Source organism: Amycolatopsis nivea (assembly GCF_004522235.1).
Taxonomy (GTDB): domain Bacteria; phylum Actinomycetota; class Actinomycetes; order Mycobacteriales; family Pseudonocardiaceae; genus Amycolatopsis; species Amycolatopsis nivea.
In genome coordinates, this window is sequence record NZ_SDLT01000033.1 from 11,197 (window position 1) to 36,585 (window position 25,389).

The 25,389-nt window shown below is 68.7% G+C and carries 21 protein-coding genes and 3 pseudogenes; 12 read left to right on the forward strand and 12 right to left on the reverse strand.

What is annotated here, in order from left to right:
* Positions 1–40 precede the first annotated feature (40 nt).
* On the forward strand, positions 41–2,530 hold the full coding sequence (locus EIZ44_RS31450; RefSeq protein ID WP_134732792.1) for a LamG-like jellyroll fold domain-containing protein: 2,490 nt from the start codon (positions 41–43) through the stop codon (positions 2,528–2,530).
* A gap of 48 nt (positions 2,531–2,578) precedes the next feature.
* On the opposite strand, the gene EIZ44_RS31455 is transcribed toward EIZ44_RS31450, so the two are convergent.
* Positions 2,579–3,025: a PGPGW domain-containing protein gene (locus EIZ44_RS31455; protein WP_134732793.1), complete on the reverse strand. Its 447-nt coding sequence runs from the start codon at positions 3,023–3,025 to the stop codon at positions 2,579–2,581.
* A 108-nt stretch (positions 3,026–3,133) separates the two neighbouring features.
* Here EIZ44_RS31455 and EIZ44_RS31460 point away from each other — a divergent pair, with 108 nt between their 5' ends.
* Positions 3,134–3,790: a GNAT family N-acetyltransferase gene (locus EIZ44_RS31460; protein WP_240690650.1), complete on the forward strand. Its 657-nt coding sequence runs from the start codon at positions 3,134–3,136 to the stop codon at positions 3,788–3,790.
* A gap of 1 nt (position 3,791) precedes the next feature.
* Positions 3,792–4,412, forward strand: coding sequence for a class I SAM-dependent DNA methyltransferase (locus EIZ44_RS31465; protein WP_134663376.1), 621 nt, complete (start codon positions 3,792–3,794; stop codon positions 4,410–4,412).
* Here the strand turns inward: EIZ44_RS31465 and EIZ44_RS31470 are convergent.
* Both EIZ44_RS31470 and EIZ44_RS31475 read right to left on the reverse strand, forming a co-directional pair.
* Entirely contained in the window at positions 4,409–5,014 is a 606-nt protein-coding gene (locus tag EIZ44_RS31470; RefSeq protein WP_134732794.1) for an FMN reductase, read from the reverse strand. The genes EIZ44_RS31465 and EIZ44_RS31470 overlap by 4 nt on opposite strands.
* Positions 5,015–5,044: 30 nt before the next feature.
* On the reverse strand, positions 5,045–6,130 hold the full coding sequence (locus EIZ44_RS31475; RefSeq protein WP_134732795.1) for an LLM class flavin-dependent oxidoreductase: 1,086 nt from the start codon (positions 6,128–6,130) through the stop codon (positions 5,045–5,047).
* Between the two features lie 241 nt (positions 6,131–6,371).
* Here EIZ44_RS31475 and EIZ44_RS31480 point away from each other — a divergent pair, with 241 nt between their 5' ends.
* The 4 genes and pseudogenes from EIZ44_RS31480 to EIZ44_RS46315 all read left to right on the forward strand — a co-directional run.
* A complete protein-coding gene (locus tag EIZ44_RS31480; RefSeq protein ID WP_037818420.1) occupies positions 6,372–8,423 on the forward strand; it encodes a DNA gyrase/topoisomerase IV subunit B in 2,052 nt (683 codons plus the stop codon).
* A gap of 32 nt (positions 8,424–8,455) precedes the next feature.
* A pseudogene (locus EIZ44_RS46305) lies at positions 8,456–8,866 on the forward strand (DNA gyrase subunit A); the annotation flags it as partial.
* A 3-nt stretch (positions 8,867–8,869) separates the two neighbouring features.
* Positions 8,870–9,760 (forward strand): annotated as a pseudogene (locus EIZ44_RS46310) (LAGLIDADG family homing endonuclease); the annotation flags it as partial.
* A gap of 390 nt (positions 9,761–10,150) precedes the next feature.
* Positions 10,151–12,232: pseudogene (locus EIZ44_RS46315) on the forward strand (DNA gyrase subunit A); the annotation flags it as partial.
* Between the two features lie 434 nt (positions 12,233–12,666).
* Here EIZ44_RS46315 and EIZ44_RS31490 read toward each other — a convergent pair.
* The 6 genes from EIZ44_RS31490 to EIZ44_RS31515 all read right to left on the reverse strand — a co-directional run bounded on the left by EIZ44_RS31490 (position 12,667) and on the right by EIZ44_RS31515 (position 16,371).
* Positions 12,667–13,173: a YbaB/EbfC family nucleoid-associated protein gene (locus tag EIZ44_RS31490; RefSeq protein WP_134732797.1), complete on the reverse strand. Its 507-nt coding sequence runs from the start codon at positions 13,171–13,173 to the stop codon at positions 12,667–12,669.
* A complete protein-coding gene (locus EIZ44_RS31495; RefSeq protein ID WP_107051186.1) occupies positions 13,170–13,550 on the reverse strand; it encodes a hypothetical protein in 381 nt (126 codons plus the stop codon). The genes EIZ44_RS31490 and EIZ44_RS31495 overlap by 4 nt, the downstream gene beginning before the upstream one ends.
* A complete protein-coding gene (locus EIZ44_RS31500) occupies positions 13,551–14,666 on the reverse strand; it encodes a C40 family peptidase (RefSeq protein ID WP_043832359.1) in 1,116 nt (371 codons plus the stop codon).
* Complete coding sequence (locus tag EIZ44_RS31505; RefSeq protein ID WP_134663383.1) at positions 14,663–14,977, reverse strand: hypothetical protein; 315 nt, start codon at positions 14,975–14,977, stop codon at positions 14,663–14,665. Before EIZ44_RS31505 ends, EIZ44_RS31500 begins: the two co-directional genes overlap by 4 nt.
* A 78-nt stretch (positions 14,978–15,055) precedes the next feature.
* Positions 15,056–15,856, reverse strand: a complete 801-nt coding sequence (locus EIZ44_RS31510) for a DsbA family protein (protein WP_037818321.1) — start codon at positions 15,854–15,856, stop codon at positions 15,056–15,058.
* 5 nt (positions 15,857–15,861) lie between these two features.
* Positions 15,862–16,371, reverse strand: coding sequence for a MauE/DoxX family redox-associated membrane protein (locus EIZ44_RS31515; protein ID WP_167754337.1), 510 nt, complete (start codon positions 16,369–16,371; stop codon positions 15,862–15,864).
* Between the two features lie 98 nt (positions 16,372–16,469).
* On the opposite strand from EIZ44_RS31515, the gene EIZ44_RS31520 reads away from it, so the two are divergent.
* The 4 genes from EIZ44_RS31520 (at position 16,470) to EIZ44_RS31535 (ending at position 21,465) form a co-directional block, all read left to right on the forward strand.
* Positions 16,470–17,300, forward strand: coding sequence for a glutamate ABC transporter substrate-binding protein (locus tag EIZ44_RS31520; protein ID WP_134732798.1), 831 nt, complete (start codon positions 16,470–16,472; stop codon positions 17,298–17,300).
* A complete protein-coding gene (gene hrpB, locus EIZ44_RS31525; RefSeq protein WP_167754333.1) occupies positions 17,297–19,717 on the forward strand; it encodes an ATP-dependent helicase HrpB in 2,421 nt (806 codons plus the stop codon). The genes EIZ44_RS31520 and hrpB overlap by 4 nt, the downstream gene beginning before the upstream one ends.
* Positions 19,718–19,795: 78 nt before the next feature.
* A complete protein-coding gene (locus tag EIZ44_RS31530; protein WP_134663385.1) occupies positions 19,796–20,710 on the forward strand; it encodes an ATP-binding cassette domain-containing protein in 915 nt (304 codons plus the stop codon).
* Positions 20,707–21,465, forward strand: a complete 759-nt coding sequence (locus tag EIZ44_RS31535; protein WP_037818317.1) for an ABC transporter permease — start codon at positions 20,707–20,709, stop codon at positions 21,463–21,465. Before EIZ44_RS31530 ends, EIZ44_RS31535 begins: the two co-directional genes overlap by 4 nt.
* Here EIZ44_RS31535 and EIZ44_RS31540 read toward each other — a convergent pair whose 3' ends face one another.
* Positions 21,466–22,017, reverse strand: a complete 552-nt coding sequence (locus EIZ44_RS31540; RefSeq protein WP_134663386.1) for a TetR/AcrR family transcriptional regulator — start codon at positions 22,015–22,017, stop codon at positions 21,466–21,468.
* A 51-nt stretch (positions 22,018–22,068) separates the two neighbouring features.
* On the opposite strand from EIZ44_RS31540, the gene EIZ44_RS31545 reads away from it, so the two are divergent.
* Positions 22,069–23,208 (forward strand): FAD-dependent monooxygenase, encoded by a 1,140-nt coding sequence (locus EIZ44_RS31545; protein WP_134732799.1) that lies wholly within the window; start codon positions 22,069–22,071, stop codon positions 23,206–23,208.
* Here EIZ44_RS31545 and EIZ44_RS31550 read toward each other — a convergent pair.
* Both EIZ44_RS31550 and EIZ44_RS31555 read right to left on the reverse strand, forming a co-directional pair.
* Entirely contained in the window at positions 23,180–23,827 is a 648-nt protein-coding gene (locus tag EIZ44_RS31550; RefSeq protein ID WP_037818314.1) for a response regulator, read from the reverse strand. The two genes, EIZ44_RS31545 and EIZ44_RS31550, sit on opposite strands and share 29 nt — an antisense overlap.
* Positions 23,824–25,371 (reverse strand): sensor histidine kinase, encoded by a 1,548-nt coding sequence (locus tag EIZ44_RS31555; protein ID WP_167754334.1) that lies wholly within the window; start codon positions 25,369–25,371, stop codon positions 23,824–23,826. Before EIZ44_RS31555 ends, EIZ44_RS31550 begins: the two co-directional genes overlap by 4 nt.
* Positions 25,372–25,389 lie beyond the last annotated feature (18 nt).

Consider the following 25,389-nt stretch of genomic DNA (forward strand, 5'->3'; position numbering starts at 1 on the left):
CCCTTCGCAGGAGATCCACCTGTTAGTAGGAGGTTCGACGATGGTCCGTCCTGCCCGCAGACCCGGCCGTTTGGCCACGGCGGCCGCCGCGCTCGCCGTGGCCGTGTCCGGGTTGTCGAGTGTCCCCGCCGCCGCGGCCGATCCGCCGCAGTGGCACCGCCTCACCCCTCCCCTGACCACCCCGTGGACCGGCCAGGTCTCGCCGGACAACGCCCTTCCCGAATACCCGCGGCCGCAAATGACCCGCGACAACTGGCAAAACCTCAACGGCGTCTGGGAATTCTCCGCCGCCAAACCGGGCGATTCCCCGCCGATCAAACGCAGTCTCGACGAACGCATCCTCGTGCCGTATCCGGTCGAATCGGCGTTGTCGGGAATCATGCGGCACGAAACGTCGATGTGGTACCGGCGGACGTTCCAGGTGCCGAAGAACTGGCACGTCGGCGGCCGGGGCGAGCGCCTGATCCTGCACTTCCAGGCGGTCGACTACGACACCACAGTGTGGGTCAACGGCCATCAGGTCGCCCGCCACACCGGCGGGTACGACGCGTTTTCCGCGGACGTCACCAACGCGTTGACCACCGGGAAAGACCAGGAAGTCGTCGTCGGCGTGACAGACCCCAACGACGCGGGCGGACAACCGCTCGGCAAACAGCGCAAACCCGGCGACGGAATCTTCTACACCCCGACGTCCGGCATCTGGCAGACCGTCTGGATGGAACCGGTGACCCCGGCCTACATCTCGCGAGTGGACACCACGCCGGACGTCGCCAGCGGCTCGGTCACCGTCAACGCCGTGGTGGGCGGACCGACGAAGCAACGCGTGCAAGCCATCGCCTACGACCACGGCCGCGTCGTCGGCTTCGCGTCCGGACCTGCGAATACCCCGTTGAAGCTCAAGGTGAACAAACCACATCTGTGGACGCCGGACGACCCGTTCCTGTACGACCTGCGAGTCTCGCTGACCTCCGGGGACAGTGTCGGCTCGTACTTCGGTCTCCGGTCGGTTTCCATCGGGAAGACCGCCGACGGCAAGCAACGGATGTTGCTCAACGGCAAGTTCGTGATGCAACTCGGCCCGCTGGACCAGGGTTTCTGGCCGGACGGCATCTACACCGCGCCCACCGACGCGGCGCTGAAGTTCGACCTGGAGCAGGAAAAGGCGCTCGGCTTCAACATGGTGCGCAAGCACATCAAGGTCGAGCCTGATCGCTGGTACTACTACGCGGACAAGCTCGGGCTCCTCGTGTGGCAGGACATGCCCGCGATGAAGGACGACATCGAGCCGACGCCCGCATCGCAGGCGAACTTCGAATCCGAGCTGCACCGGATGATCGACCAGCACCGCAGTTTCCCGTCGATCGTCACGTGGGTCCCGTTCAACGAAGGCTGGGGCGACTACGCCGTCGGCCGGATCGCCGACCAGGTCAAGGCCTGGGACCCGACGCGGCTCGTGGACGCGGAGTCCGGCGTCAACTGCTGCCGTTCCGAACCGGACAGCGGCCGCGGCGACATCTACGACGACCACACCTACACCGGTCCCGGAACCCCCGTGCCAGACGCCACCCGCGCCGCGGTCGACGGCGAATACGGCGGCCTGGGCCTGAAGGTCGACGGACACCAGTTCGACCCGGCCGGCAGTTTCGCGTACGAGATGGAACCGGACAGCGCCACGCTCACGCGCCGCTACGCCGAACTCCAGCAACGCTTGCTGCTCGCCGGACGGCAATGCGGCGTGTCGGCAGGCGTGTACACGCAGACCACCGACGTGGAGAAGGAGGTCAACGGCTTCTTCACCTACGACCGTCAGGTGAAGAAGATGGACTTCGCCGCCGTCCGGGCCGCGAACCTGTCGGTGATCAACGGCGTCGACGGCTCACCGCAACAAGGTCCGGTGATCCCGCCAGGCACCCCAGGCATCGACGGAATCGCCGCGTATCCGTTCGACGAGAACAGCGGCACCACGGCAGCGGACACCGTGGGCCAGCACGACGCCACGCTCGTCGGCGGCGCTTCCTGGACCGCGGGACACAGCGGTTCGGCACTGGCGGTGAACGGCTCCGGCCAGTACGCGGACACCGGGGCACCGCTGGTGAAGACCGACCTGAGCTACAGCGTCGCCGCGTGGGTCAAGTTCAATGCGGTCGGCGACGGTTTCCAGACCGTGGTGAGCCAGGACGGGAACGACCACAGTGCGTTCTTCCTGCAGTACTCCGGCGCGGACCACAAGCTGGCGTTCAGCTTCGTGGGCACGCGGGCACTCGCCCCGCTCACCCCGGAAGCCGGCCGCTGGTACCACCTGGTCGGGGTTCGGGATGCCGCTACCGGACAGCTCGCGCTGTACGTGGACGGGCAGCTGGCGGCGTCGAAGAGCGTCTGCCTAGGCGAGGCGTCGACCGGCCACACCGTGATCGGCCGCGGCAAGTACGGCGGCAACCCGGTCGACTTCCTCAACGGGACGGTGGACCAGGTGCATCTGTACGACCGGGCGCTGTCCGCCGCTGAGGTAGCCAAGCTCTACGCGTCCTGACCTCCGTGAAGGACTCCTTGAGGGAATCTGATTCCCTCAAGGAGTCCTTCACGGCTCTCCCCGCTTCGCCCGCACCCGCCGGTAACTCCAGATCNCTCCCCGCTTCGCCCGCACCCGCCGGTAACTCCAGATCAGCAACGCGAACAAGATCAAGCTGGACAGAATCAAACTCGTCCCCGTGCTCCACCCGCTCAGCGGCAGCGACCGCACCGTCCCCCACACGATTCCCGCGGCCAGCAGCGCCAGACCGGCCAGCACCGAGCCGGCGATGCGCAGCGGCGAGGACACGCTCTCCTCCGCGGCTTGCATCGCCCGCGTCCGCACCGGGTCGACAAATCGCTGCAGCGCCGGGAACTCCGACGCCAGCACCAGCAGTCCGGCGAGCACCAGCAGCAATCCCGGCCCCGGCAGCACGAGCAGCACGACCCCGACGATCACCAGCGCCCCGCCGACGACCGAGAGGAGCACCCGGCGCACTGGCTTGCCCAATCCCATCGGGCCAGTGTGCCGCCGAGCTCGCGGTACTGCCAGCCGGACTGTCCATACTGGACCCGGCACCGCGCTGGCCGGTTTTTGTCGGTGCCGGGTGGTTAGCTGCTCAGCGTGGTCGAATCACTACCTGACCTCATCCGCCGCTGGCAGGCGGGATGGGGTGCGTCCCGAGGATTCCGGCCCGCCGAGGAAAGCCGCGGCGGGCTGCACGTCCTGCTCGAACAACCGGATCGGCATCGCGAGGTCGTCGCGTTGTCCGCCGAAACCGACGTCCTGCGCGGCCTCGCCGAAGAAGTCGCCGCGGCAGAACGCCCGACCTGGCTGACCGTGCCGACAAATCGGCCGGAGGAAGTCGGAGCGATCGTGCGCGAGGCTGGGCTGAAGCTCCGCGACGCACGCGAAGCGCTCATGACCATTCCCCTGCGCCGACATCCAGCGCGTCCAACTCCGCCGCCCTACACCAGTGCGACCACCGTGCACGGGCCGGTGTGCGAAACCGTGCTGCGACATCCCGATTCGGGTGTCGCGGCGCGAGGAACCGTGGCCGTGGTCGGCACGGACGCGATCGCGGACCGGATCGAAACCGTCCCGGAGCATCGCCGCCGCGGTCTCGGCAGCGTGGTGATGAGTTCGCTCGCGGAAAACGCCATGGCACACGGCGCGACCACCGGAATCCTCGTCGCCACCGCGGACGGGCAACAGCTGTACTCGGCGCTGGGCTGGACCACGCGTGCCACCGTCCTCATCGCCCAGAGTCCGGCAGGCTGACATGGAATGGCTCGCCGACACCCGAACGTCCTACGACACCGTGGCGGAGGACTACGCCACGTTCGTCCGCGACGCACTGGGCAAACAGCCGTATCTGCTTGCCGCGCTGCGGTTATTCGCCGAACAAGTCGACGACGGCCCAGTCGCCGACATCGGTTGCGGCCCCGGCCAGGTCACCGCCCACCTCAACGGGCTCGGCGTGGCCGCCTACGGCTTCGACCTCTCCCCCGGCATGATCGAGGTGGCCCGGCGCGACTATCCGGAGCTGCCGTTCGAGGTCGGTTCGATGACCGATCCGCTGCCGGCCGCGTCGCTGGCCGGGATCGTGGCGTGGCAGTCGGTCATCCACCTGCCCGACGAGCTGCTCCCGGCCGTCCTCGCGAACTTCCAGCAAGCGCTGCGTCCCGGCGGATTGCTTCAACTGCTCTTCCACGTCGGCGACGAGACGCGGCTGAAAACCGAGGGCTACGGCGGCCACCCGATGAACGTCCAGGTGCACCGCCGCCCACGAGAACGCATGACGACGTGGCTGCGCGACGCCGGGTTCACCGTCGAGGCCGAACTGGTCCTCAACCCGGAAACCCCGGTGCCGCAGGCACTTTTGACCGCCAGGAGCCGTTAGTGACCAGCCAGCAACTGCTCGAACGACACCGACGCGTACTCGTCGTCCGGCTTCGCCTCAGGCGCCGCTGCCACCAGCTGCGCCAGCTCGCGGCCAGCCCGCTCCACGCGCTGTTGCAACGCACCCGTCGCCTCGACGCTGCCCCAGTCCGACGACGCGGCGTACACGCCTGTCGCAACCACGGTCGCGCGAAGGTAGGCGAAGAGCGGCCGCAGCGCGAAGTCGAGCGCGAGCGAATGCCGTTCGGTACCGCCCGTCGCGGCGAGCAGCACCGGCTTGCCGTCGAGCGCTTCCTTGTCCAGCACGTCGAAGAACGATTTGAACAGCCCGCTGTAGGAAGCGGTGAACACCGGCGTCACGGCGATCAAGCCGTCCGCGCGAGTCACGGTGTCGATCACTTCCCGCAGCTGGGGGCTGGGAAACCCGGTGAGCATGTTGTTGGTGATGTCCACCGCGATGTCGCGGAGTTCGAACACCTTCACCGTCACGTCGTCGTCGACGAGAGCGGCGCGGGTGGCCTCGGCCAGCCGGTCGGCCAGCAGCCGCGTCGACGACGGCTGGCTCAACCCCGCGGTGACCACGGCGATAGTGCGTGCAGTCATGACCTCTCCACTCGATCCGGGGTACCTGGGTCAGGCGTTGACAGCCTGGGCTGCCTTGAGCGATTCGTGCGTGGGCGCGTCCGGCACGTGCGCCGGGCGCTTCGCGTCCAGTTCCTTGCGCAGCACCGGCACGACCTCCTCGCCGAGCAGGTCGAGCTGCTCCAGCACGGTCTTCAGCGGCAGCCCGGCGTGGTCCATCAGGAACAGCTGGCGCTGGTAGTCGCCGAAGTGCTCGCGGAAGGTCAGCGTCTTGTCGATGACCTCCTGCGGGCTGCCGACGGTCAGCGGCGTCTGCTCGGTGAAGTCCTCCAGCGACGGACCGTGCCCGTACACCGGCGCGTTGTCAAAGTACGGCCGGAACTCGTTCCACGCGTCCTGCGACTTCGGCCGGATGAACGCCTGCCCGCCGAGCCCGACGATGGCCTGGTCGGCCTTGCCGTGCCCGTAGTGCTCGAAGCGCTGCCGGTAGAACGCGATCAGCTGCTGGAAGTGCGAGGTCGGCCAGAAGATGTGGTTCGCGAAGAACCCGTCGCCGTAGTAGGCGGCCTGTTCGGCGATCTCCGGGCTGCGGATCGAACCGTGCCACACGAAGGGCGGCACGCCGTCGAGCGGGCGCGGCGTCGAGGTGAAGCCCTGAAGCGGGGTGCGGAACTTGCCCTGCCAGTCGACGACCTCCTCGCGCCAGAGCTGGTGCAGCAGCGCGTAGTTCTCGACGGCCAGCGGGATGCCCTCGCGGATGTCCTTGCCGAACCACGGGTAGACCGGGCCGGTGTTGCCGCGGCCCATCATGAGGTCGAGCCGCCCGTCGGCGAGGTGCTGCAGCATGGCGTAGTCCTCGGCGAGGCGCACCGGGTCGTTGGTGGTGATGAGGGTGGTCGACGTCGAGAGGACGATCTTCTCCGTCCGCGCCGCGATGTTCGAAAGCAGCACCGTGGGGTTCGCCGGCGCGGCGAACGGCGGGTTGTGGTGCTCTCCGACGGCGAAGACGTCGAGACCGACTTCTTCGGCCTTGAGCGCGATCTTGACCATCGCCTTGATGCGCTCGTGCTCCGAGGGCGTGACGCCCGTGGTGGGGTCGGTCGTGACGTCGCCCACCGAGAAGATTCCGAACTGCATGACCGCTCCCTAGCCGGTTGCTTCGTACCTTGCTTGTCGGCACAACTACTCGCGTGGAAGATGTATTCCTACGGGACTATACCGGTGACCTGGGACACGCTTCCGGACGCCGTCGGAGGCGCAGCGGCCAGTTCCTGTCAGGGGGTGCGGATATCCTGCAGTACGGTGACGGCCCGGGGCCCCTGCTCCGGCCACCTGTTTGCCCACCGAACAGCACGCCTCGATCCGGGAGAACGACCTCGTGACCGCTGAGACTCTGTACGGGGCCGACGACCTGACCCACCTCGAAGGACTAGAGGCGGTCCGCAAGCGCCCTGGGATGTACATCGGCTCCACCGACAGCCGAGGCATCAACCACCTCTTCTCCGAGGTCGTCGACAACTCCACCGACGAGGGCGTGGCCGGCCACGCCTCGCGCATCGTCGTCACGCTGCACGCCGACGGCAGCGTCCAGGTGGACGACGACGGCCGCGGCATCCCCACCGGCGTCCACGCCAAATCCGGCCTTTCCGGCGTCGAACTGGTGCTGACCCGGCTGCACGCGGGCGGCAAGTTCGGCGGCTCCGGGTACAAGACGTCCGGCGGCCTGCACGGCGTCGGCGCTTCGGCGGTCAACGCGCTGTCGCACCGCTTCGACGTCACGGTGAAGCAGGACGGCAAGGTGCACCAGATGTCGTTCGCGCACGGCGTGCCCGGCGTGTTCGACGGTCCCGGCCCGAAGGCGAAGTTCACCCGCCGCTCCGGCCTCAACCTCGTCGGCAAGATGAAGCGCGGCGAACGCAGCGGCACGTCGATCCGCTACTGGTACGACGCGCGGTACTTCGAAACCGGCGCGGCGCTGGATGTCGAGGGCGTGCGCACGAAGCTGCGCAACACCGCGTTCCTCGTGCCGGGCGTCACGTACGTGCTGCGCACCACGTTCGAGGACACCATCAACGAGGAGACCTTCCACTTCCCGAACGGGCTGGCGGACATGGTCGACTTCCTCGCCCCGGACAGCGAAAAACCCGTCTGCGGCACGCTGATGATCACCGGCGAGGGCACGTACAAGGAGAACGCGGCGGACGCCAACGGCGTCATGCAGTCCAATGTGGAGCGACACGCCGAGGTCGAGGTCGCGCTGCGCTGGGGCACCGGCTACGAGCGCACCGTGGAGTGCTTCACCAATACGATCCGCAACGTGCACGGCGGCACGCACCGCCGGGGCTTCGACCGCGCGGTCACCCGTGCGCTGCAGGACGTGATCGGCAAGACGCGCGGGCTGCTCAAGGCGAAGGAGGACCCGCCGACCACCGAGGACGTGCTGGAGGGCATGACCGCGGTGATCCACGTCCGGCTGCCGGAGCCGCAGTTCACCTCGCAGACCAAGGACGAACTGTCCACGGCGGGCATCACGCGCGTCCTCCAGGGCATCGTCGACAAGCAGGTGCGCGCCTGGACCGAGGACCGGAAAACCAAGTCCGAGGCCAAGATCGTGCTGCAGAAGGTGGTCGACGCGGCACGCGTGCGGCTCACCCAGAAACAGCAGAAGGACGCCGCCCGGCGCAAAACCGCGCTCGAGGGCGCGGCGATGCCGCCGAAGCTGGTCGACTGCCGCACCACCGGCGTCTCGCGCAGCGAACTGTTCCTGGTCGAGGGCGACAGCGCACTCGGCTCGGCGCGGATGGCGCGAGTGTCGGAGTACCAGGCGCTGCTGCCGTTGCGCGGCAAGATCCTCAACGTGCAGAAGGCGTCGCTGGGCGACACGCTGAAGAACGCCGAGATCGCGTCGATCGTGCAGGTGCTCGGCGCGGGCACCGGCCGCACGTTCGACCTGTCGACGATGCGCTACGGCCGCGTGATCCTGATGGCGGACGCGGATGTCGACGGTTCGCACATCCGCACCCTGCTGATCACGCTGTTCGCGAAGTACATGCGCCCGGTGATCGAGGACGGCAGGCTGTACGCGGCCATGCCGCCGCTGCACAAGATCACCACCAAGGGCCGCGGTTCGGAGACCGTCTTCACCTTCACCCAGCGCGAGATGGAGCAGAAGGTCGCCGAACTCGAAGCGGCGGGCAAGACGGTCGTCACGCCGGTGCCGCGGTTCAAGGGCCTCGGCGAGATGGACGCCGACGAGCTGTGGGAAACCACGATGAACCCGGCGACGCGCTCGGTCCGGCGGATCACGCTCCAGGACGTCGAGGCCGCGGAGCTGGCGCTGGAACTGCTGATGGGCGAGAAGGTCGAGCCGCGGCGCAACTGGCTGGTCGAATCGTCCGACCGCGTCGACCGCGACGCCATCGACGTCTGAGTTTTCCGTTCGTTCCCAAGGAGTTGTGAGCCATGGCTCGCCGTAGCAAGACCCCGGTGACCCGGGTCGACCCGAGCGCGTTCGACTCGCCGGGCGCACAGGTCTTCGACAACCCGCTGAAGACGGAGATCGAAGACTCGTACCTGGAGTACGCGTACTCGGTGATCCACTCCCGCGCCCTCCCGGACGCACGGGACGGCCTGAAACCGGTACACCGCCGAATCCTGTTCTCGATGAACGAGAACGGCTACCGCCCGACACACGCGTACGTGAAGTCGTCACGCGTGGTCGGCGACGTGATGGGCAAGTACCATCCACACGGCGACACGGCGATTTACGACGCGATGGTCCGGCTGGCGCAGGACTTCTCGATGAACGCCCCGCTGATCGACGGGCACGGAAACTTCGGGTCCCCAGACGACGGACCGGCCGCGAGCCGGTACTGCCTGACCGGCGACACCCGGATCCGCCTGGCGGACGGCTCCAGCCCGCGCATCGCCGACGTGGTGAACCTGCCCGCCGATTCCGAAGCCGACGCCGACTTCGAGGTGCTCGACAAGGACGGCAAGGCAGTCCAGGTCGACAAGGTCTTCAACTCGGGCGCGCACCCGACCGTCCAGATCCGCACCAAGTCCGGCTTTTCCCTCCGGGGCAGCGAAAACCACCCGGTGCTGTGCTTGGAAGCGCCGATGGGCGTGCCGATGTTCCAGTGGCGGCAGCTCGACGAGGTCAAACCGGGAACCGTCGTTTGTCTTGCCCGCAACGCGTGGACGCAGGTGGTCCCGACCTCGCGCGAGTACAACCTCGGCGTCCTCGCCGGGGCTTGGGTGTCCGAAGGGTTCGCGAGCGAGAACCGCGCCGGCTTCAACAACACCGACGAGCATTTCTTCGGCGAGGTCCTGCACGCTTACGACCAGGTGGTCGGAGGCAAGCGCTACGTGTCGGAACGCACGACGCGACGAGACCGCAAGCGGATCCGCGAACTTGACATCCAGGACTACTCCGGAGCGATGGACGCCTTCCGGGCCAGCCCGCTGGCCGAGTTCATCGGCCATCAGGCCCGGGACAAGGTCGTCCCGGAGTTCGTCTGGAACGCTGGCCCCGGCGTGAAACGCGCGTTCCTGATGGCCGCGTTCGAGGGAGACGGCGGTTGCCGGGTCGCCGTCGACGGCTTCACTGTCCAGTACTCGAGCTACAGCCCGCGGCTCGCCGCTCAGCTTCAGGAAATGCTCGCCGAATTCGGTGTCATCGCCACGCACCGGCAGTACACCCGGCCCAACGGTTCGATCGAGCACCGCCTTGTGGTGTCCGGCCTGCGCAACGTCCGCGCGTTCGCTGAGCGTGTCGGCTTCCTCAAGTCGAAGCAGGCGAGGCTGCGGCAACTCCTGCAGCGGTCCGTATTGCGCACGCACCGGCTCAGTTCGGACAAGGTGCCCTTCGTCGCCGATTACGTGCGCGGCGCGCTCGACTTCGACCGTCGTGGCAGCGGCCGGAAATGGCTCACCCAGCACAACTTCGACCGCATCGAACGGTGGGAAACCGAGCGGCTCCGGATCATCGATCGCATCAAGGACACCGAGGTCCTCGCGACGATCCTGCCGATCATGGACTCTGGCTACCGGTTCGAAGAGGTCGTAGACGCGACCGCGGCCGAACCCGCCGAGGTCTATTCGGTGCGGGTGACCACCGAGGACCACTCGTTCCTGGCCGGTGGTTTCGTCAACCACAACACCGAAGCCCGGATGTCGAACGAAGCGATGCTGCTCGTCGGCGAACTCGGCGAGGACACCGTCGACTTCCGGCCGAACTACGACGGTTCGCTCGAGGAACCGTCGGTGTTGCCTGCGGCGTATCCGAACCTGCTGGTCAACGGCACGTCCGGGATCGCGGTCGGCATGGCGACCAACATGATCCCGCACAACCTCGGCGAGGTGATCGGCGCCGCGCGGTGGCTGATCAACCATCCGAACGCCACGCTCGACAAGCTGATGGAGTACGTCCCCGGCCCCGACCTGCCCACCGGCGGCAGTCTGCTGGGCCTGGACGAGGTCCGCAAGGCCTACGAAACCGGCCGCGGCGTGGTCCGGATGCGCGCGAACGTCGAGACCGGCCCGCTGGAAGGCAGCCGCGGCCGGCAGGCGATCACGGTCACCGAACTGCCGTACGGCGTCGGTCCGGAGAAGGTGATCGAGAAGATCACCGACGAGGTCAACAAGTCCAAGCGGCTCACCGGAATCGCGGACGTCAAGGACCTCACCGACCGCGAGAACGGCACGCGGCTCGTCATCGAGTGCAAGGTGGGCGTCAACCCGCAGGCGCTGCTGGCGGATCTCTACCGCCTCACGCCGCTGGAGCAGTCGTTCGGCATCAACAACCTGGTGCTCGTCGACGGCCAGCCGCAGACGCTCGGCCTGAAGGCGCTGCTGGAAGTCTTCCTGAAGCACCGCTACGAGGTCGTCACGCGGCGCACGCGCTACCGCCGCCGCAAGCGCGAAGAGCGCCTGCACCTGGTGGACGGTCTGCTGATCGCGCTGCTGAACATCGACAAGGTCATCCGGCTGATCCGCGAAAGCGAAAACGCGGCCGCCGCGAAGGACGGCCTGATGACGAAGTTCAAGCTGTCCGAGATCCAGGCGACCTACATCCTGGACACCCCGCTGCGCCGCCTCACGAAGTACGACCGCCTGGAACTGGAAAACGAGCAGGACAAGCTGCGCGCGGAAATCGCCGAGCTGACCACGATCCTCGAGGACGAGTCGGTCCTGAAGAAGCTCGTGTCGACGGAACTGGCGAAGATCGCCAAGGACTTCCCCACCGACCGCCGCACCCGCCTGATCGACGGCGACCTGAAGGAAGTCCTGGCCGCGTCGAAGCCGTCCGGCCCGCTCGAGGTGGCGGACGACCCGTGCCAGGTGATCCTGTCGGCGACCGGACTGGTCGCCCGCACCGCAGCGGAATCCGAAGAGGCGTCGGAAGTCCGCCGCCGAAACGGCCGCGTAAAACACGATGCCGTGTCAGCCGTCGTGCACACCACCGCACGCGGCCAGGTGCTGCTGCTGACCAGCCGAGGCCGCGCGTTCAAGACGGACGTGCTGCCCCTGCCAGTGCTCCCAGAACAAGCAGGCACAGTCTCGTTGCGCGGCGGTATGGCAGCGAAAGAGCTGGTACCGCTGGAAAAGGGTGAACGCGTCGTAGGAATCGCCCCACTGGGCGAACAAGCAGGCGACTCACCAGGCCTGGCCATCGGCACACGCGGCGGCGTAGTGAAGGTGTGTGCCCCGGATTGGCCCGTGCGCTCGGACGAATTCGAAGTCATCAGCCTCAAGGATGGTGACGAGATCGTAGGCGCGACCTGGCTGACCGACGGAAACGAAACCCTGGCGTTCATCTCGTCCGACTCGTCCCTGCTGCGCTTCGCCGCGAGCCTGATCCGCCCGCAAGGCACCAAGAGCGGCGGCATGGCAGGCGTGAAACTGTCCGCAAACGCCACCGCGATCTTCTTCGGCGCCATCCGCACCGACGACGAAGAACACGGCGAACCCATGGTCGTGACGGCAACGGGCCAGAGCGTCAAGGTGACACCCTTCAGCGAATACCCAGCGAAGGGCCGAGCCACCGGCGGCGTGCGAACCCACCGTTTCCTCAAGGGAGAAACCGAAGTCCAGGTCGCCTGGGTAGGCCCCCGCCCAGCAGGCGCGAGCCGCACCGGAGACCCAGTAGAACTCCCAGAAATCGACCTCCGCCGAGACGGCTCGGGCCACGCCCACCCAGGCCCAGAAGTAGTAGGCCACCTCATCGAACGCGGCTAACACCAGTACGTGAGGGGAACCCTGAGGGAATCAGAGTTCCTCAGGGTTCCCCTCACTCACCCAGCCCACCCCCAATTCGGCGGGGACAGGCACATTAATTTCTCTCAGCAGTTCAACAAGCAACGAATCCGCCGCACCAGCATTCACCACAACAACGCAAAGCCCTAAACCGGCAGCGATGCCCCCAACGAGCGAGGCACCCACCCCACCCCCAACCCCGATACGAAGCCAAAAACACGGCGCGGGGGTGCTTGTCAAGGCATCTTTCCCGCCTTGACAAGCACCCCCGCGCCGTAGTCACAATCAAGCTTCGGGGTGCCCCACGCAACCACCACCCCCGAAGGGGGCGTCAGCCCCCGCCACTAAACGGACCTACCCGTCAGAAGCAGAAGCCCACAGCGTCGCAACTCACCAAATACCGAAGCCGCAACCACTCACCGATCCGACCGCAACGAAGCGGGATCAAAGTCCTCCCACTCATCCTCACCAGACTCAACCGAAGCGGAAGCAGGAGCAGCGACAGGAGCAGGAAACCGCCTCTCCCCAACCCTCTCCGCCCTCAACCGCTGAAACTCCTCCACCGTCATCCCAGGATCATCATCCGAAGACCGAGCCGGAGCCGCCCGCCCAGACAAGGCTTCGACAAGCAACCCAGCCTCCTCCCCCAACAACAACCCCACCCGGTTGTAGCAATCCTGCTCAGCCTCAGCCATCGCAACCCGCACAACCTCAAGCACCAACGCCGAAACCCGAGAAGGATCCGCCGACGCCAACGAAGGCGCAAGCCACAACCGCTTCAACGCCCCCAACGCATCCACAGTCACCTCAACCGACCCATCCAACGCATGAGCCGACCCCCGAGCCTCCCCCATCAACGAAGCGACCTGCCCCAAAGCGGCCTCGCGAGAACGAGCCAGCGAAATAAGCTCCCGAGTGTTCACAACACCACCGGCTCTTCGTCATAAAAATCGGGATCATCCTCAGCCAACGCCGCGTACCCCAACGCCGCCACAGCATCCGCCCCCAAAACGGGCGACAGCACCTGATACATCCGATCCCCGGCCCGCCGCTCGGCCCGCCGTGACAACTCCAGAATCTGCGCGGCAACAGCCTCCGACCCGCCCCGCAACGCAGCACGGGAAACCGTCAGCCCAGTCAGCAACCCGCCAGGCGCGACCTCGACGGAAACCCCGCCGGCAGCAGCCTTCCCGACCACCGGTCCAGCCCGCTCGAACCGAGCCGCGGCCGCCTCCCCGGTCCGGGAAGCCTCCTCCATCACCCGCGCCACCGCGCGATCCATGTCGAATTCAGCCACCACTCACCCCGTCGGCCGGTAAAACCCGATGAACTGCTGCCCGGCGTTGGTCGTCCGGATCTTGCTGATCTGCACCGGATCCCCGGCCTCGACCATCTGCCCGTCGCCGATCACCATCGCGACGTGCCCGGACCACACCACCAAATCCCCGGGCAGCAACTGATCGATAGAAGGCACCTCGGCCCCGACAGTCTGCTGCTTCGCCGTCCGCGGCAACTGCAACCCAGCGTCCTGATAGGACGTCATGGTCAACCCGCTGCAGTCGAGCCCCTGCCCGCGCGCGGTCCCGCCCCACACATACGGCACGCCCAGCTGAGACAACGCCGCCCGCACGGCTTTGGCCGCGGTTTCGTTCGGTGCCATCACGGTTTTCCCGCCCGGCAGGTTGATCCCGACCCCGCTGCCCGGCTGCGGCGGAACGGCCACCGGCAACCGCGGCTTCCCGGCATACCCGCCGCCGCCTCCACCGCCGCCGCTGTCGCCGCCTCCACCGCCACCGTGGCTGACGTGCGCGCCGTTGTTGTTGAACGCCTGCGGCACCGACGTCGTCGCGCTGCTCGCGGACGTCGACTCCGAGCCGCCGAGCCGCTGCCCCAGTCCGGTCAGCTTTCCGAGCGTCTCCTCGGTGAACGTGGCCGCCTGCCCGGTCAACTGGCCGATCTTCGTCTGCAGCTGCAGGAGAATCTGCCGAGCCGCGGCCGCCCGGCTCTCCGGCGGCTGGATCCCGTTGACCGCCGCCAGCGCCTTCATCGAAGACGCGATCTCCCGCAGGATCTGGTCCCGCACCTGGTCGTTGCGGATCTCGCCGACGTGCAGCGTCTCCGCCGCCTCCGCGACCGCCCGCTCGATTTCCGCGCTCTCGTCGAGAAGGTCCTGGACTTCCTTCTCCAGGTCCTTCGACGTCTGGACCGCGCGCTCCGAGGTCGCCCCGGAACTGGCGTGCGCCAGATTCACCCGCTGCGCGCCGGCGTGCTGATTGGCCTGGCCGACGGACGTCTGCAGCGCGACATGCCCGTCGCGCGCGCCGTGGATCGCCGACGGGTCGTGCTTCAGCTTCGCGGCGAACTGATTCGTGGTGTCCAGCCCGTTGCGGACCAGATGATCGACGGGAGCGTTCACGAAAGCCTGCGCATCGCGTCGCCGTGTTCCTGCTCGACCGCGGCGTAGTTGCCCTGCGTGCGCCGTGCGGCCTCGCCGACGTTGTGCCAGCCGCCGCCGAGCGCGTGCATCCGTTCCTGCAATGCCCGCATGCGCGCGCCGTACGCGCCGGCGAACCCGGATTCGTCCCCGATCGCGGAGAACCCGTCGCCGGACAGCGTCACGTGCGGACCGATGTGCGCTTTCGCCGCGGAACGCACCTCGTCGCCGAGTGGGTCGACCTGCTTCGCGTAGTTCTCGTACGCGCAGTCGTCGACATGAAAACCGGACACAACCCGCCCCTCCCCTGAACCCTGCGGCCCAGGTTAGCGGACGAGTTGTGCCCGGACAGGCGAATTGACCGGATCAGGTCAGCCGTTGAGAATCTTCGTCAGCCAGTCGCCCTGAGCCGGAACGGCCTTGCCGTCGACCGCGACGGTCGGCGTGCCGAAGCCGATCTGGCCGTTGCCGAAGTCCTGCTGCAGTTTCGGGTCGTTCTGGATCTGTTGGAACGCCGCCTGCAGCTGCTGGTCGTAGGCGCCGGAGTTGACCGCCTGCGCGAACTTCGGGTCGCTGATCCCGAGGTCCTGGCCGAGCTTGATCAGCTGGGCCTTGTCGTACCCGCGCCCGCCTTCCTGCGGCTGGTTCTTGAACAGCGCGTCGTGGAAGGCGGTGAACTTCTGCTGGTCGGCGGCGGCGAGCGCGGCGTTCGCCGAGTCGAGCGAGTAGCCCGGCGGGTCCGAGTTCTTGTTGAGCAGGATCACCATGTGGTAGCGCACGGTGAGCTGGCCGTCGTTGATCGCCTTCTCCATCCGCGGCCCGAAGTCCTGCTGCAGCTTCGCGCAGTACGGGCACAGGAAGTCCGCGTAGAGGTCCATGGTCTTCGGCGCGCCCGGCTTGCCGACCGTCACCACGGCCCCGTCGCGCTTCTCGACCACGCCCGGTCCGAGCGCCGAGGTCGTGCCCGGCTGGATCGCGCTGTCCTGCGTCGCGTTCTTGCTCGAGTTGATCCAGAGCACGCCGCCGATCACGAGCGCGGCGACCACCACGACGGCCACGGCGATCGCGATGATCTTGTTCCGGTCGCTCTTCGAGCCCCGCGCCTGGGCGACCGACCTCGCGGCCGCCGCCTGCTGACGGCTTTTCCGCGCGTTGCGCGCAGCTCCACCCACTGTTCCTAATTCCCTTCCGCGATGCCCTTGGGGTAGTCGTCCGAGGCCTCGCCCGAGTTCCCGGCGTTCCTGCCTTTGCCCCAGCCGAGCCAGCCGTCGACCGAAAGCCACGTGCGCGGCCGGGCGAGCAGCCACACCGCGAGCAGGGCGAAACCGGTGTCGCGCAGGATCTCCTGCGGGTATTCGGTCTGCCCGGCGTCCACGCGCCCGCCGCCGCCGAAGCAGCCGCAGTCGATGCTCAGCCCGCGCGCCCACGACTGCGCGATGCCCGCGACGAGCACGGCCAGCAGCAGCAGCGACGCTCCCGCGACCCAGCGCGTGGCCAGCCCGGCGAGCAGCAGCAGCCCGAGCACCAGTTCCAGCAGCGGCAACCCGGTCGCGACCGGGCGCACCAGCGCGTGCGGGAGCACGTCGTAGGCCTGCACGGCGATGTACGTCTGTCCCGGATCGGCGATCTTCAGGCCGCCGGACACGAGCCACACGGCAGCCAGCCCGAGCCGGGCGAGGGTGCCGATGGTGTCGAGTACAGGTTGGGGCAGTCGGCGCACGCGCTTAGGCTAGCCGTCTGACCTGAGAACCATGTGAGCAGCCAACCGGCGAAGCGGAGGCACCGATGCGGTTACGCGCAGCGTTCGCCGCCGTGTTTCTGCTGGTCAGCTGCGTCTCGTGCGGGTCGTCGGAGGTATCGAAGGACGATCCGCTTCCCACCCGGGCGCGTGACGGCAACCACCTGACCATCGGAATCCGGTTCGACGCGCCCGGGCTTTCGCAGCGGACCGTCGACGGCAGGCTCGCCGGTTTCGACGTCGATGTCGCTACTTTCGTCGCACGCGAACTGGGGGTCGAACCGGACCACATCACCTGGCACGAGACCACCCCGGCGCGCCGCGAAACGGACCTCACCTCGGGCGCGGTCGACCTGGTCGTGGCCACCTATTCGATCACCGACAAGCGGAAACAGCAGGTGGGCTTCGCCGGCCCGTACTTCGTCACCGGCCAGGACCTGCTGGTGCGGCTCACCTCGCCGGACATCACCGGCCCGGAAAGCCTCAACGGCAAGCGGCTCTGCTCGGTCACCGGCTCGACTCCCGCGCAGACGGTGAAGGACAAGTTCGCGCAGATGGTGAAGCTGGTCGAGTACCCGCGCTATCCGGACTGCGTGACCGCGCTGCTGGCGAACCAGGTCGACGCGGTCACCACGGACGCGGTGATCCTCGCCGGGTACGCCGCGCAGAACCCGGAGCTGCTGAAGGTGGTCGGCCGTCCATTCTCCACTGAGCGGTACGGCATCGGCCTGCGCAAGGGCGACACCGAGGGCCAGCACGCGGTCGACGACGCCATCCGGAAGATGGTGTCGACCGGGGCCTGGCGGAAGTCGCTGGAGACGAACATCGGGCCGTCGAACTACCCGTTGCCGAATCCACCGGAGATCACCGAGCAGTGACCGACCTAGCCTCGCTGCCGGACCTGCCCGTCCGCGCGGTGCTGCCGTCCGTGCTGAGCGCGCTCGACGACCACGGCGCCGCGGTGCTCGTCGCCCCGCCCGGCACCGGCAAGACCACTCTCGTGCCGCTCGCGCTGAACCGGGGCGAAGGACGCGTCGTGGTCGCCGAGCCGCGTCGGCTGGCTGCCCGGGCCGCGGCCGGGCGGATGGCCGCGCTGCTGGGCGAACCGGTCGGCGAGACGGTCGGGTACGCCGTGCGCGGCGACCGGAAGGTGTCGTCGCGCACGCGGATCGAGGTGGTCACGTCGGGGCTGCTCGTGCGGCGGGTGCAGCACGACCCCGAGCTGGCCGGGGTGTCGACGGTCCTGCTGGACGAATGCCACGAACGCCATCTCGACGCTGACCTGCTGCTCGCCCTGCTCCTCGACGTCCGTGCCGGATTGCGCGACGACCTGCGGCTGCTCGCGACCTCGGCGACGGTCGCGTCCGGACGGCTGGCCGAACTGCTCGGCGACGCCCCGGTGATCACCGCGCACGCGCGCACGTATCCGGTCGAGCTGAGCTACCGCGCTCCGGCGCGCGGGGAACGCCCGGAAGCCGCAGTCGCTTCGGCGGTCCGGAAGGCCCTCACCGAAGGAGACGGCGATGTACTCGCGTTCCTCCCGGGAGCCGGGGAAATCGCGCGTACGTCGGCGTTGCTGAGTTCGCTGGACGCGGACGTGCTGCCGCTGCACGGACGGCTTTCCGCTGCCCGGCAAGACGAAGCATTGCGGCCACGCGACCGCCGCCGGGTAGTTCTCGCGACCGCCGTCGCCGAGTCGAGCCTGACAGTTCCCGGCGTCCGCGCGGTCGTGGACTCGGGTCTCGCACGCGTTCCTCGCGTGGACCATCGACGTGGTCTCGCCGGGCTCGCCACGGTGCGGGTTTCGGCAGCGGTGGCGGAACAACGCGCTGGTCGTGCGGGCCGCGAAGCGCCTGGCCGCGCGTACCGCTGCTGGCCAGAGCACGAGCAAGCGACGCTGCCCGCGTATCCGGAGCCGGAGATCCGTACCGCCGAACTGGCGCGGTTCGCGTTGGAACTCGCCTGCTGGTCCACTCCGGACGGAACCGGCCTCGCTTGGTGGGATCCGCCCGGCGAAGGTGCCCTCGCCGCCGCGCGAAGCCTGCTCGTCACGCTCGGCGCGACCACCTCGGAAGGCGCTGTCACGCCGCGCGGACAGAAGATGGCCGACCTCGGCCTGCATCCCCGGCTGGCCCGCGCGTTGCTGGACGGCGCTGAGGCCGTCGGAGCCCGGGCCGCCGCGGAAGTAGTCGCGCTGCTCGATACCGGAGCGACGCTGACCGATGTCGAGGCCGAATTGCGCCGGCTTCGTTCCGCACACGACGACGCGGCGCGCCGATGGCAGCGGGACGCGAAACGGTTGGCCACACTGGTCAATTCCCCGGCCAAAGCAGACCCGGACCCCGCGTTGGTCGTCGCCCTCGCTCACCCGGAACGCTTGGCGCGGCGGCGCGCGGGGTCGGCCCCGGTGTATCTGATGGCCAGCGGCACCGCGGCGGAACTGCCCAGCGGCAGCGGTTTGGGCGACGCCGAATGGCTGGCCGTCGCCGAAGCAACCCGCGACCCGGGCCGCGTGCACGGCACCATCCGCCTCGCCGCGACCGCCGACGAAGCACTGGCGACCCGAGCCGCGCCGACCCTGGTGTCCGAAGTGGACGAAGTGCATTGGGACGGCGATGTCGTCGCCCGGCACGTCCGTCGGCTGGGTGCGATCGTTCTGTCGGAAAAGCCGCTACGCAACCCAGATCCGCAGCTAGTCCACGACGCAATCGTCACCGGACTCCGCACCGAAGGTCTCGGTTTGCTGCGCTGGAGCCAGGACGGCACCCGCCTCCGCGACCGCCTTGCCTTCCTGCACCGGGTACTCGGCGATCCGTGGCCTTCGGTGGACGACGAGGCGCTGCTTTCCGAAGTAGACACTTGGCTGGACCTGTCGAGAGTCCGCCGCCGAGCCGATCTGGCGAACGTCGACGCCGGAACTGCCTTGCGCGGCCTGCTCCCCTGGCCCGAAGCCGCGCGGCTCGACGAACTCGCTCCGGACCGGCTCGAAGTCCCGTCCGGTTCGCACTACCGCGTGGACTACCACGGAGACCAGCCGGTGCTCGCGGTGAAGCTGCAGGAGACGTTCGGCTGGACCGAGACGCCGTCGCTCGCCGACGGCCGCGTCCCGGTGGTGCTGCACCTGCTTTCGCCCGCCGGCCGCCCGGCCGCGGTCACCGCCGATCTCGAATCCTTCTGGCGCACCGGATACGCCGCCGTCCGCGCGGACCTTCGCGGCCGCTATCCGAAACACCCGTGGCCGGAGGACCCCGCGACCGCCACCCCGACCCGGCACACCACCCGCAGGTCGCGCTGACCCCCTGCCGAAAGTCGGGGTCGGTCCGGGACGGTCGGCTGATGTCCGCGCACCCCGCGCGGGCGCAGACTTCGCCCTATGATCACGTTTCGCGGATTGACGAAGCGCTATGGCCAGAAGACCGTGGTCAACGGCCTCACCTCGGTCATCGAGCCGGGCACGGTGACCGGGTTCCTCGGCCCGAACGGCGCGGGCAAGTCCACCACCATGCGGATGACCGTCGGGCTCGACCGGCCGGACTCCGGCGACGCGCTGATCCGCGGCAAACCGTATGCAGAGCTACGGTTTCCGCTGCGGGAAGTCGGTGCGCTGCTGGATGCGAAAGCCATGCATCCCGGCCGCAGTGCGGGCAAACACCTGCTCGCGATGGCGCGCAGCAACGGGATCGCCGCGAGCCGCGTCGAGGAAGTGCTCGCGACGGTCGGGCTGAGCGACGTCGCGGGCAAGCGCTCCGGGACGTTCTCGCTCGGCATGAGCCAGCGGCTCGGCATCGCCGGCGCGCTCCTCGGCGACCCCGGCGTGCTGATGTTCGACGAGCCGGTCAACGGACTCGACCCGGACGGCGTCCGCTGGGTGCGGCAGCTGATGCGTTCGCTCGCCGCCGAAGGACGCACCGTGTTCGTCTCCAGTCATCTGATGAGCGAAATGCAGCTGACCGCGGACCGGCTGCTGGTCATCGGCAAGGGCTCGATCCTCGCCGACGCGGCGATCGGCGACTTCATCGCGGGCAACTCGAGCCGGTCGGTCGCGGTCCTCGTGCCGGATCCGGCGGAGCGCACGAAACTCGCGGACTGGCTTCGGGGGAACGGCCGGTCGGTGCTGCCCGGGGAGGACAGCGAACTGCTCGTCGACGAGGCGTCCGCGGCCGAGATCGGGGACCTGGCTTACGAACTGGGCGTCCGGTTGCACGGACTTGCCGAGCGGACCGCTTCGCTCGAGCAGGCGTACATGGAACTGACCGCCGGATCGGTGGAATACGGGGTTACGGCATGACGAAGCTGGCGATTTCGGCGGAGTGGACCAAGTTCTGGTCGGTGCGCGCGACGTGGTGGTCGCTGATCGGCGGAGTGCTGCTGATGGCGTTCTATTCCGTCGTCACCGGGATCTCCCAGCACGCGGGCGGCGAACGGCAGCAGACCGCGCACGGCATCGTCAACAGCGGTGCGATCTACCTGGTCGAGTTCTGCGTGCTCGCGGTCGCGACGCTGTTCGTGACCAGCGAGTACACCAGCGGGTCGATTCGTTCGACGCTGCAATGGGTTCCGGTGCGGGCGAGGGTCACCGCCGCCAAGGCCGCGGTGCTGGTGCCGGTGCTGTTCGTCTACGGCGTGGTCGTCGCCGTGCTGGGCATGGGGGTCGCCTCGGTGCTGATGCGTGGGGCTGGGGGTTCCACGTCGCTGTCGCAAGGGGCGGTCACCGCGCTGGGCATGGGTGCGTATTTCGCGCTGCTCGGCGTGCTGTGCCTGGGGATTTCGTTCGTGCTGCGCAGTGCGGCGGGCACGTTGGTGGTGGTGATCGTGCTGCTGCTGCCGTTGCCGATGCTGATGTCGTCGTACGTGTTCCCTCCGGCGATGAACTACTTCCCGGCCTTCGCTGGCATGAACGCGATGGTGCCGCCTGGCGACCCGAACCCGTTGCTGGGCAGCCTGCCGCCGTACGGGCCTTGGGTCGGCGTGCTGGTCTGCCTCGCCTGGGCGGCCGCCGGGATCGCCGCGGGAACCGCGCTGCTGAACCGCCGCGACGCCTGATCAGGCGTGCGGCAGCCCCAATCCGGCGAGCACGGCACGGGCTCCGGCAACCAGTTCGGCTTCGGTCGGCGGGTTGACGGAGCCCGTGCCTGCCAGCGCGTCGAAGATCGATCCGTCGAGCCACCCGATGAGCACGCGGGTGTGGTCCTCGGGAGTCGGAGAACCCGCCGCGGCAAGCACTTCCGCGCACCGGCGGCGCAATTCCAGCCCACCGGCATCGTATCGAGCGCGCAGCTCCGGCCGTCGGGTCGATTCGAGCGCGAATTCGTAGCGCGCGAGCATTCTCGTGCGTCCGACGGTGATCGAGCGGTGGACCGTCGCGCCCAGGAACTCCGCGAGTTTCCCTTCCGGCGGGACGATTTCGGCCTGGTCCAGCGCGACCATCCGGTCCGCGGCCAGCTCCAGCAACGCGACGCGGGTGCGCGCGTAGTACGACGTCGAACCCGCGGGCAGCCCGGCCGCCCGATCGACGGCGCGGTGCGTCAGCCCGCGCATGCCCTCGGCCGCGATGACCTCGATGGCTGCGTCGCCGATCACAGCTGTCCGTTCCACCCTCGGCACACTACAGGTGTAGAGTCCTCTACAGACGTAGAGGAGGTCGGCATGGCTTCGCACCGCGCGGTCGTGGTCGGGGGCGGCATCGGCGGACTGGCCGCGGCGATCGGATTGCGCCGGGTCGGCTGGGAGGTCACGGTGCTCGAACGGGCCCCGGCGCTGACCGCCATCGGCGCGGGAATCTCGTTGTGGCCCAACGCGCAGCGGGCGCTGGCCGAACTGGGCGTCGAGCCGCGGATCTCGGCGCAGCGCGGCGGTGGCTTGGTCGACTGGCGCGGACGTCGGCTGGCGAGTTGGGACGCGGACCTCTTCGTGCGCAGTCACGGGCTGCCGCTGGGCGCGATCCACCGGGCGAATCTGATCGAAGCGCTGCGGTCGGCGCTGCCGGGCGAATGCCTCAAGACCGGGGTCGAGGTGACGAGCGTCGAGCAGAACGGCGTGGTGCACCACGATTCCGGCTCGATCGAGGCGGACCTGGTCGTGGCGGCCGACGGGATCAACAGCCCGATCCGGCAGGCGCTCTTCCCGGCCGCACGCGTGGAGTACAGCGGTGGCGCGGCGTTCCGCGGGATCGCCAAGCTGCCGCTGAAACCCACGTTGAGCACGACGTGGGCGGCGGGAATCGAAATCGGCGTCCTGCCGTTGCTGGACGACGAGGTCTACTGGTGGGTTTCCGAAGCTCGCCCGGCCGGGATCCGGCACGACGACATCCGCGCGTACCTGAGCGCGAAGTACGCCCGCTGGCACGACCCGATTCCGCAGCTCATCGACGCCACGCCGGAAATCCTGCTGCACGACACGCATCACCTCGCGACGCCGCTGCCCAGCTACACCCGGGGCCGTATCGCGCTCCTCGGAGACGCCGCGCACGCGATGCCGCCGTTCCTCGGGCAGGGCGGCTGCCAGGCGTTGGAGGACGCGGTAGTGCTGGCCTCGCACGTCCAGAAGTCCACAGTGGACGAAGCGCTCCGCCGTTATGACGCGGAACGCCGCCCGCGCACGCAGAAGGTCGCGAAGGCGTCGATCCAGGCCGGTGCCAGCGGTCCGCTCCTCCGCAACCCGGCGGCGGTCGCGCTGCGAGCGGCTTTCACCCGGCTGCTGCCCGCAGCGGTCACCACCCGGGTCGGAGCCAGCATCAGCCGCTGGCAACCGCCGAGGCTCACACCAGTCCAGCCTCGAACGCCGTGATCGCGGCCTGCACCCGGTTCCGCACGTCCAACCGGGTCAGGATCGTGCTCACGTGCGCCTTCACCGTGCCCTCCACCACGAACATCCGCGCCGCGATGTCCGCATTGGACAGTCCTTCGGCGAGCAGCACCAGCACCTCCCGCTCGCGGTTCGTCAAGACGCTCACCCGCTCGCGCGCGGTCGCGGCCCGGCTGAACCGGCTGCCGGACAAGCGCGTGATCACCCGGTGCGCGACCTTCGGCGAAAGGAACGCCGCGCCGTCGGCCACCGCGTGCACCCCGGCGAGCAGTTCGCGCGGATCGCCCGCCTTGAGCAGGAATCCGCTCGCACCGAGGCCGAGCGCGCGTTCGATGTACTCGTCCTCCCCGAACGTCGTCAGCATGAGAACGCCGGTGTCCGGCAGCAGTTTGCGGATTTCCTCCGCCGCGGCCAGCCCGTCAAGCCCGGGCATGCGAATGTCGAGCAGCGCGACGTCCGGCCGGTTCGCACGCGCCAGTTCGACCGCCGCGCGTCCGTCCGCGGCCTCGGCCACCACCTCGATTTCCTTGTCCGAGGCGAGAATCGCGGCCACGCCGGCGCGGATCATCGCTTCGTCGTCGGCCAGCAGTACGCGAATCACGGTTCGTCCTCACTGTAAAGATCCTTGCTCGCCACTCGATCGTCCACAAAGCACAGTCGATAGACGGCATAGTTGAAGTTGAGCCAGCTCCGGCCGGCTCCGTAGTACTCGCAGGTGCTCCGGTAAGGCTGCGGCGGCACATTGATCGACGGCAGCGTCGTGCGCTGGCGGGCGGGCAGCAGCGGTTCGACGGCCGAATGCGGCATGCCGATCTGGATCCGCGCGTACGAGTCCGGCGGCAGCTCCGACGACGACCACTGCACCAGGAAGGTCACGCCCGCCCCGCCGATGACCACTCCGAACAGCGCCAGCGGCACCACGATCGCCTGCACCAGGCTCGACCGCACGGCGCGACGGGCGCGTTCCAGCTCGCGCGCGGCCTGTCCGATCCCGTCGTCGTCCTGCTCCGGCGCGGGTGCCGAATCGTGCGGCAGACGGGCCGCCACCTCGAACCCGCCGTCCGCCGGGCCCGCGGTCAGGCTCCCGCCGACCAGCCGCACCCGCTCTTGCAGGCCGATCAACCCCCGCTGCCCGGACCGGCCGGGCAACGGTCCGGCGGGCGGCGGCGCGTTCCGGACCCGGACGTCGGTCGACTCATTGTTGCTGGTCACGACCACCGTGACAGCCGCGCCGGGCGCGTACTTCGCCGCGTTCGTGAGCCCTTCCTGCACCACGCGGTAGACCGCGCGCGCGACCATCGGCGGTGCGCCGTCCAGCTTGTCGATCCGCGCGCCGATCTCGATCCCGGACGCCCGCGCGCGGTCGATCAGCTCCCCCAGATCGCCCTGCACCGGCTCGATCGGCGCGGCGTCCTCGCGCAGCACGCCGATGATCTCGCGCAGCCGTTCCGTCGCCGTCGCCGCGCCCGCCCGAAGCTGTCCGGCGGCTTCGCGTTGCTCTTCGCCGAGCTCGCTGTCGACCTCCAGAGCCGCCGCGCGCACCGCGATCAGGCTCAGCTCGTGGCCAAGCGAATCGTGCATGTCGCTCGCGATCCGGGCCCGCTCCCGCAGCCGGGCCTCCTGCGCGACCAGCCGGTGCCTGCTCTCCATCTCCTCCGCGCGCCGCCACCCGTCCTGCGCGAGCTCGCGCCGCAGCCGCACGTGCCGGCCGAGCAGACACGGCGCGACCCCGGCGAACGCGAGCGTGCCGAGCACCGCGCCCCACGCGTCGAAGCCCGCCGTCGGCAAGAAAGCCAGCGGGATCCCGGCCACCGCGATGGCGAAGAAGCAGATCATCGCCACGCGTGCCCTGGCCAGTCGCAGCCCGGCCAGGTACGAGATCACGACGATCAGGAAGAACTCCCACACCGCCACCCGGCCGCCCCAGCCGAACGCGATGACGAGCGCCGTCGCCATCGCCACCGCCAGCGCGAACGCCGGGTAGACGCGGGCGGTGGCCATCGCCAGGGTGACCGACACCAGGCCGTAGACGAGTTCCCAGACGTTCGGGTCGAGCGGGCCGTCGAGCACGACGAACCCGCACAACGCGGCCCAGAGCAGCACGTCGAACGTCACGCGCCAGCGGACTCGCGTCGCCTCCTTCATTCCGCTGACGCTACAAGG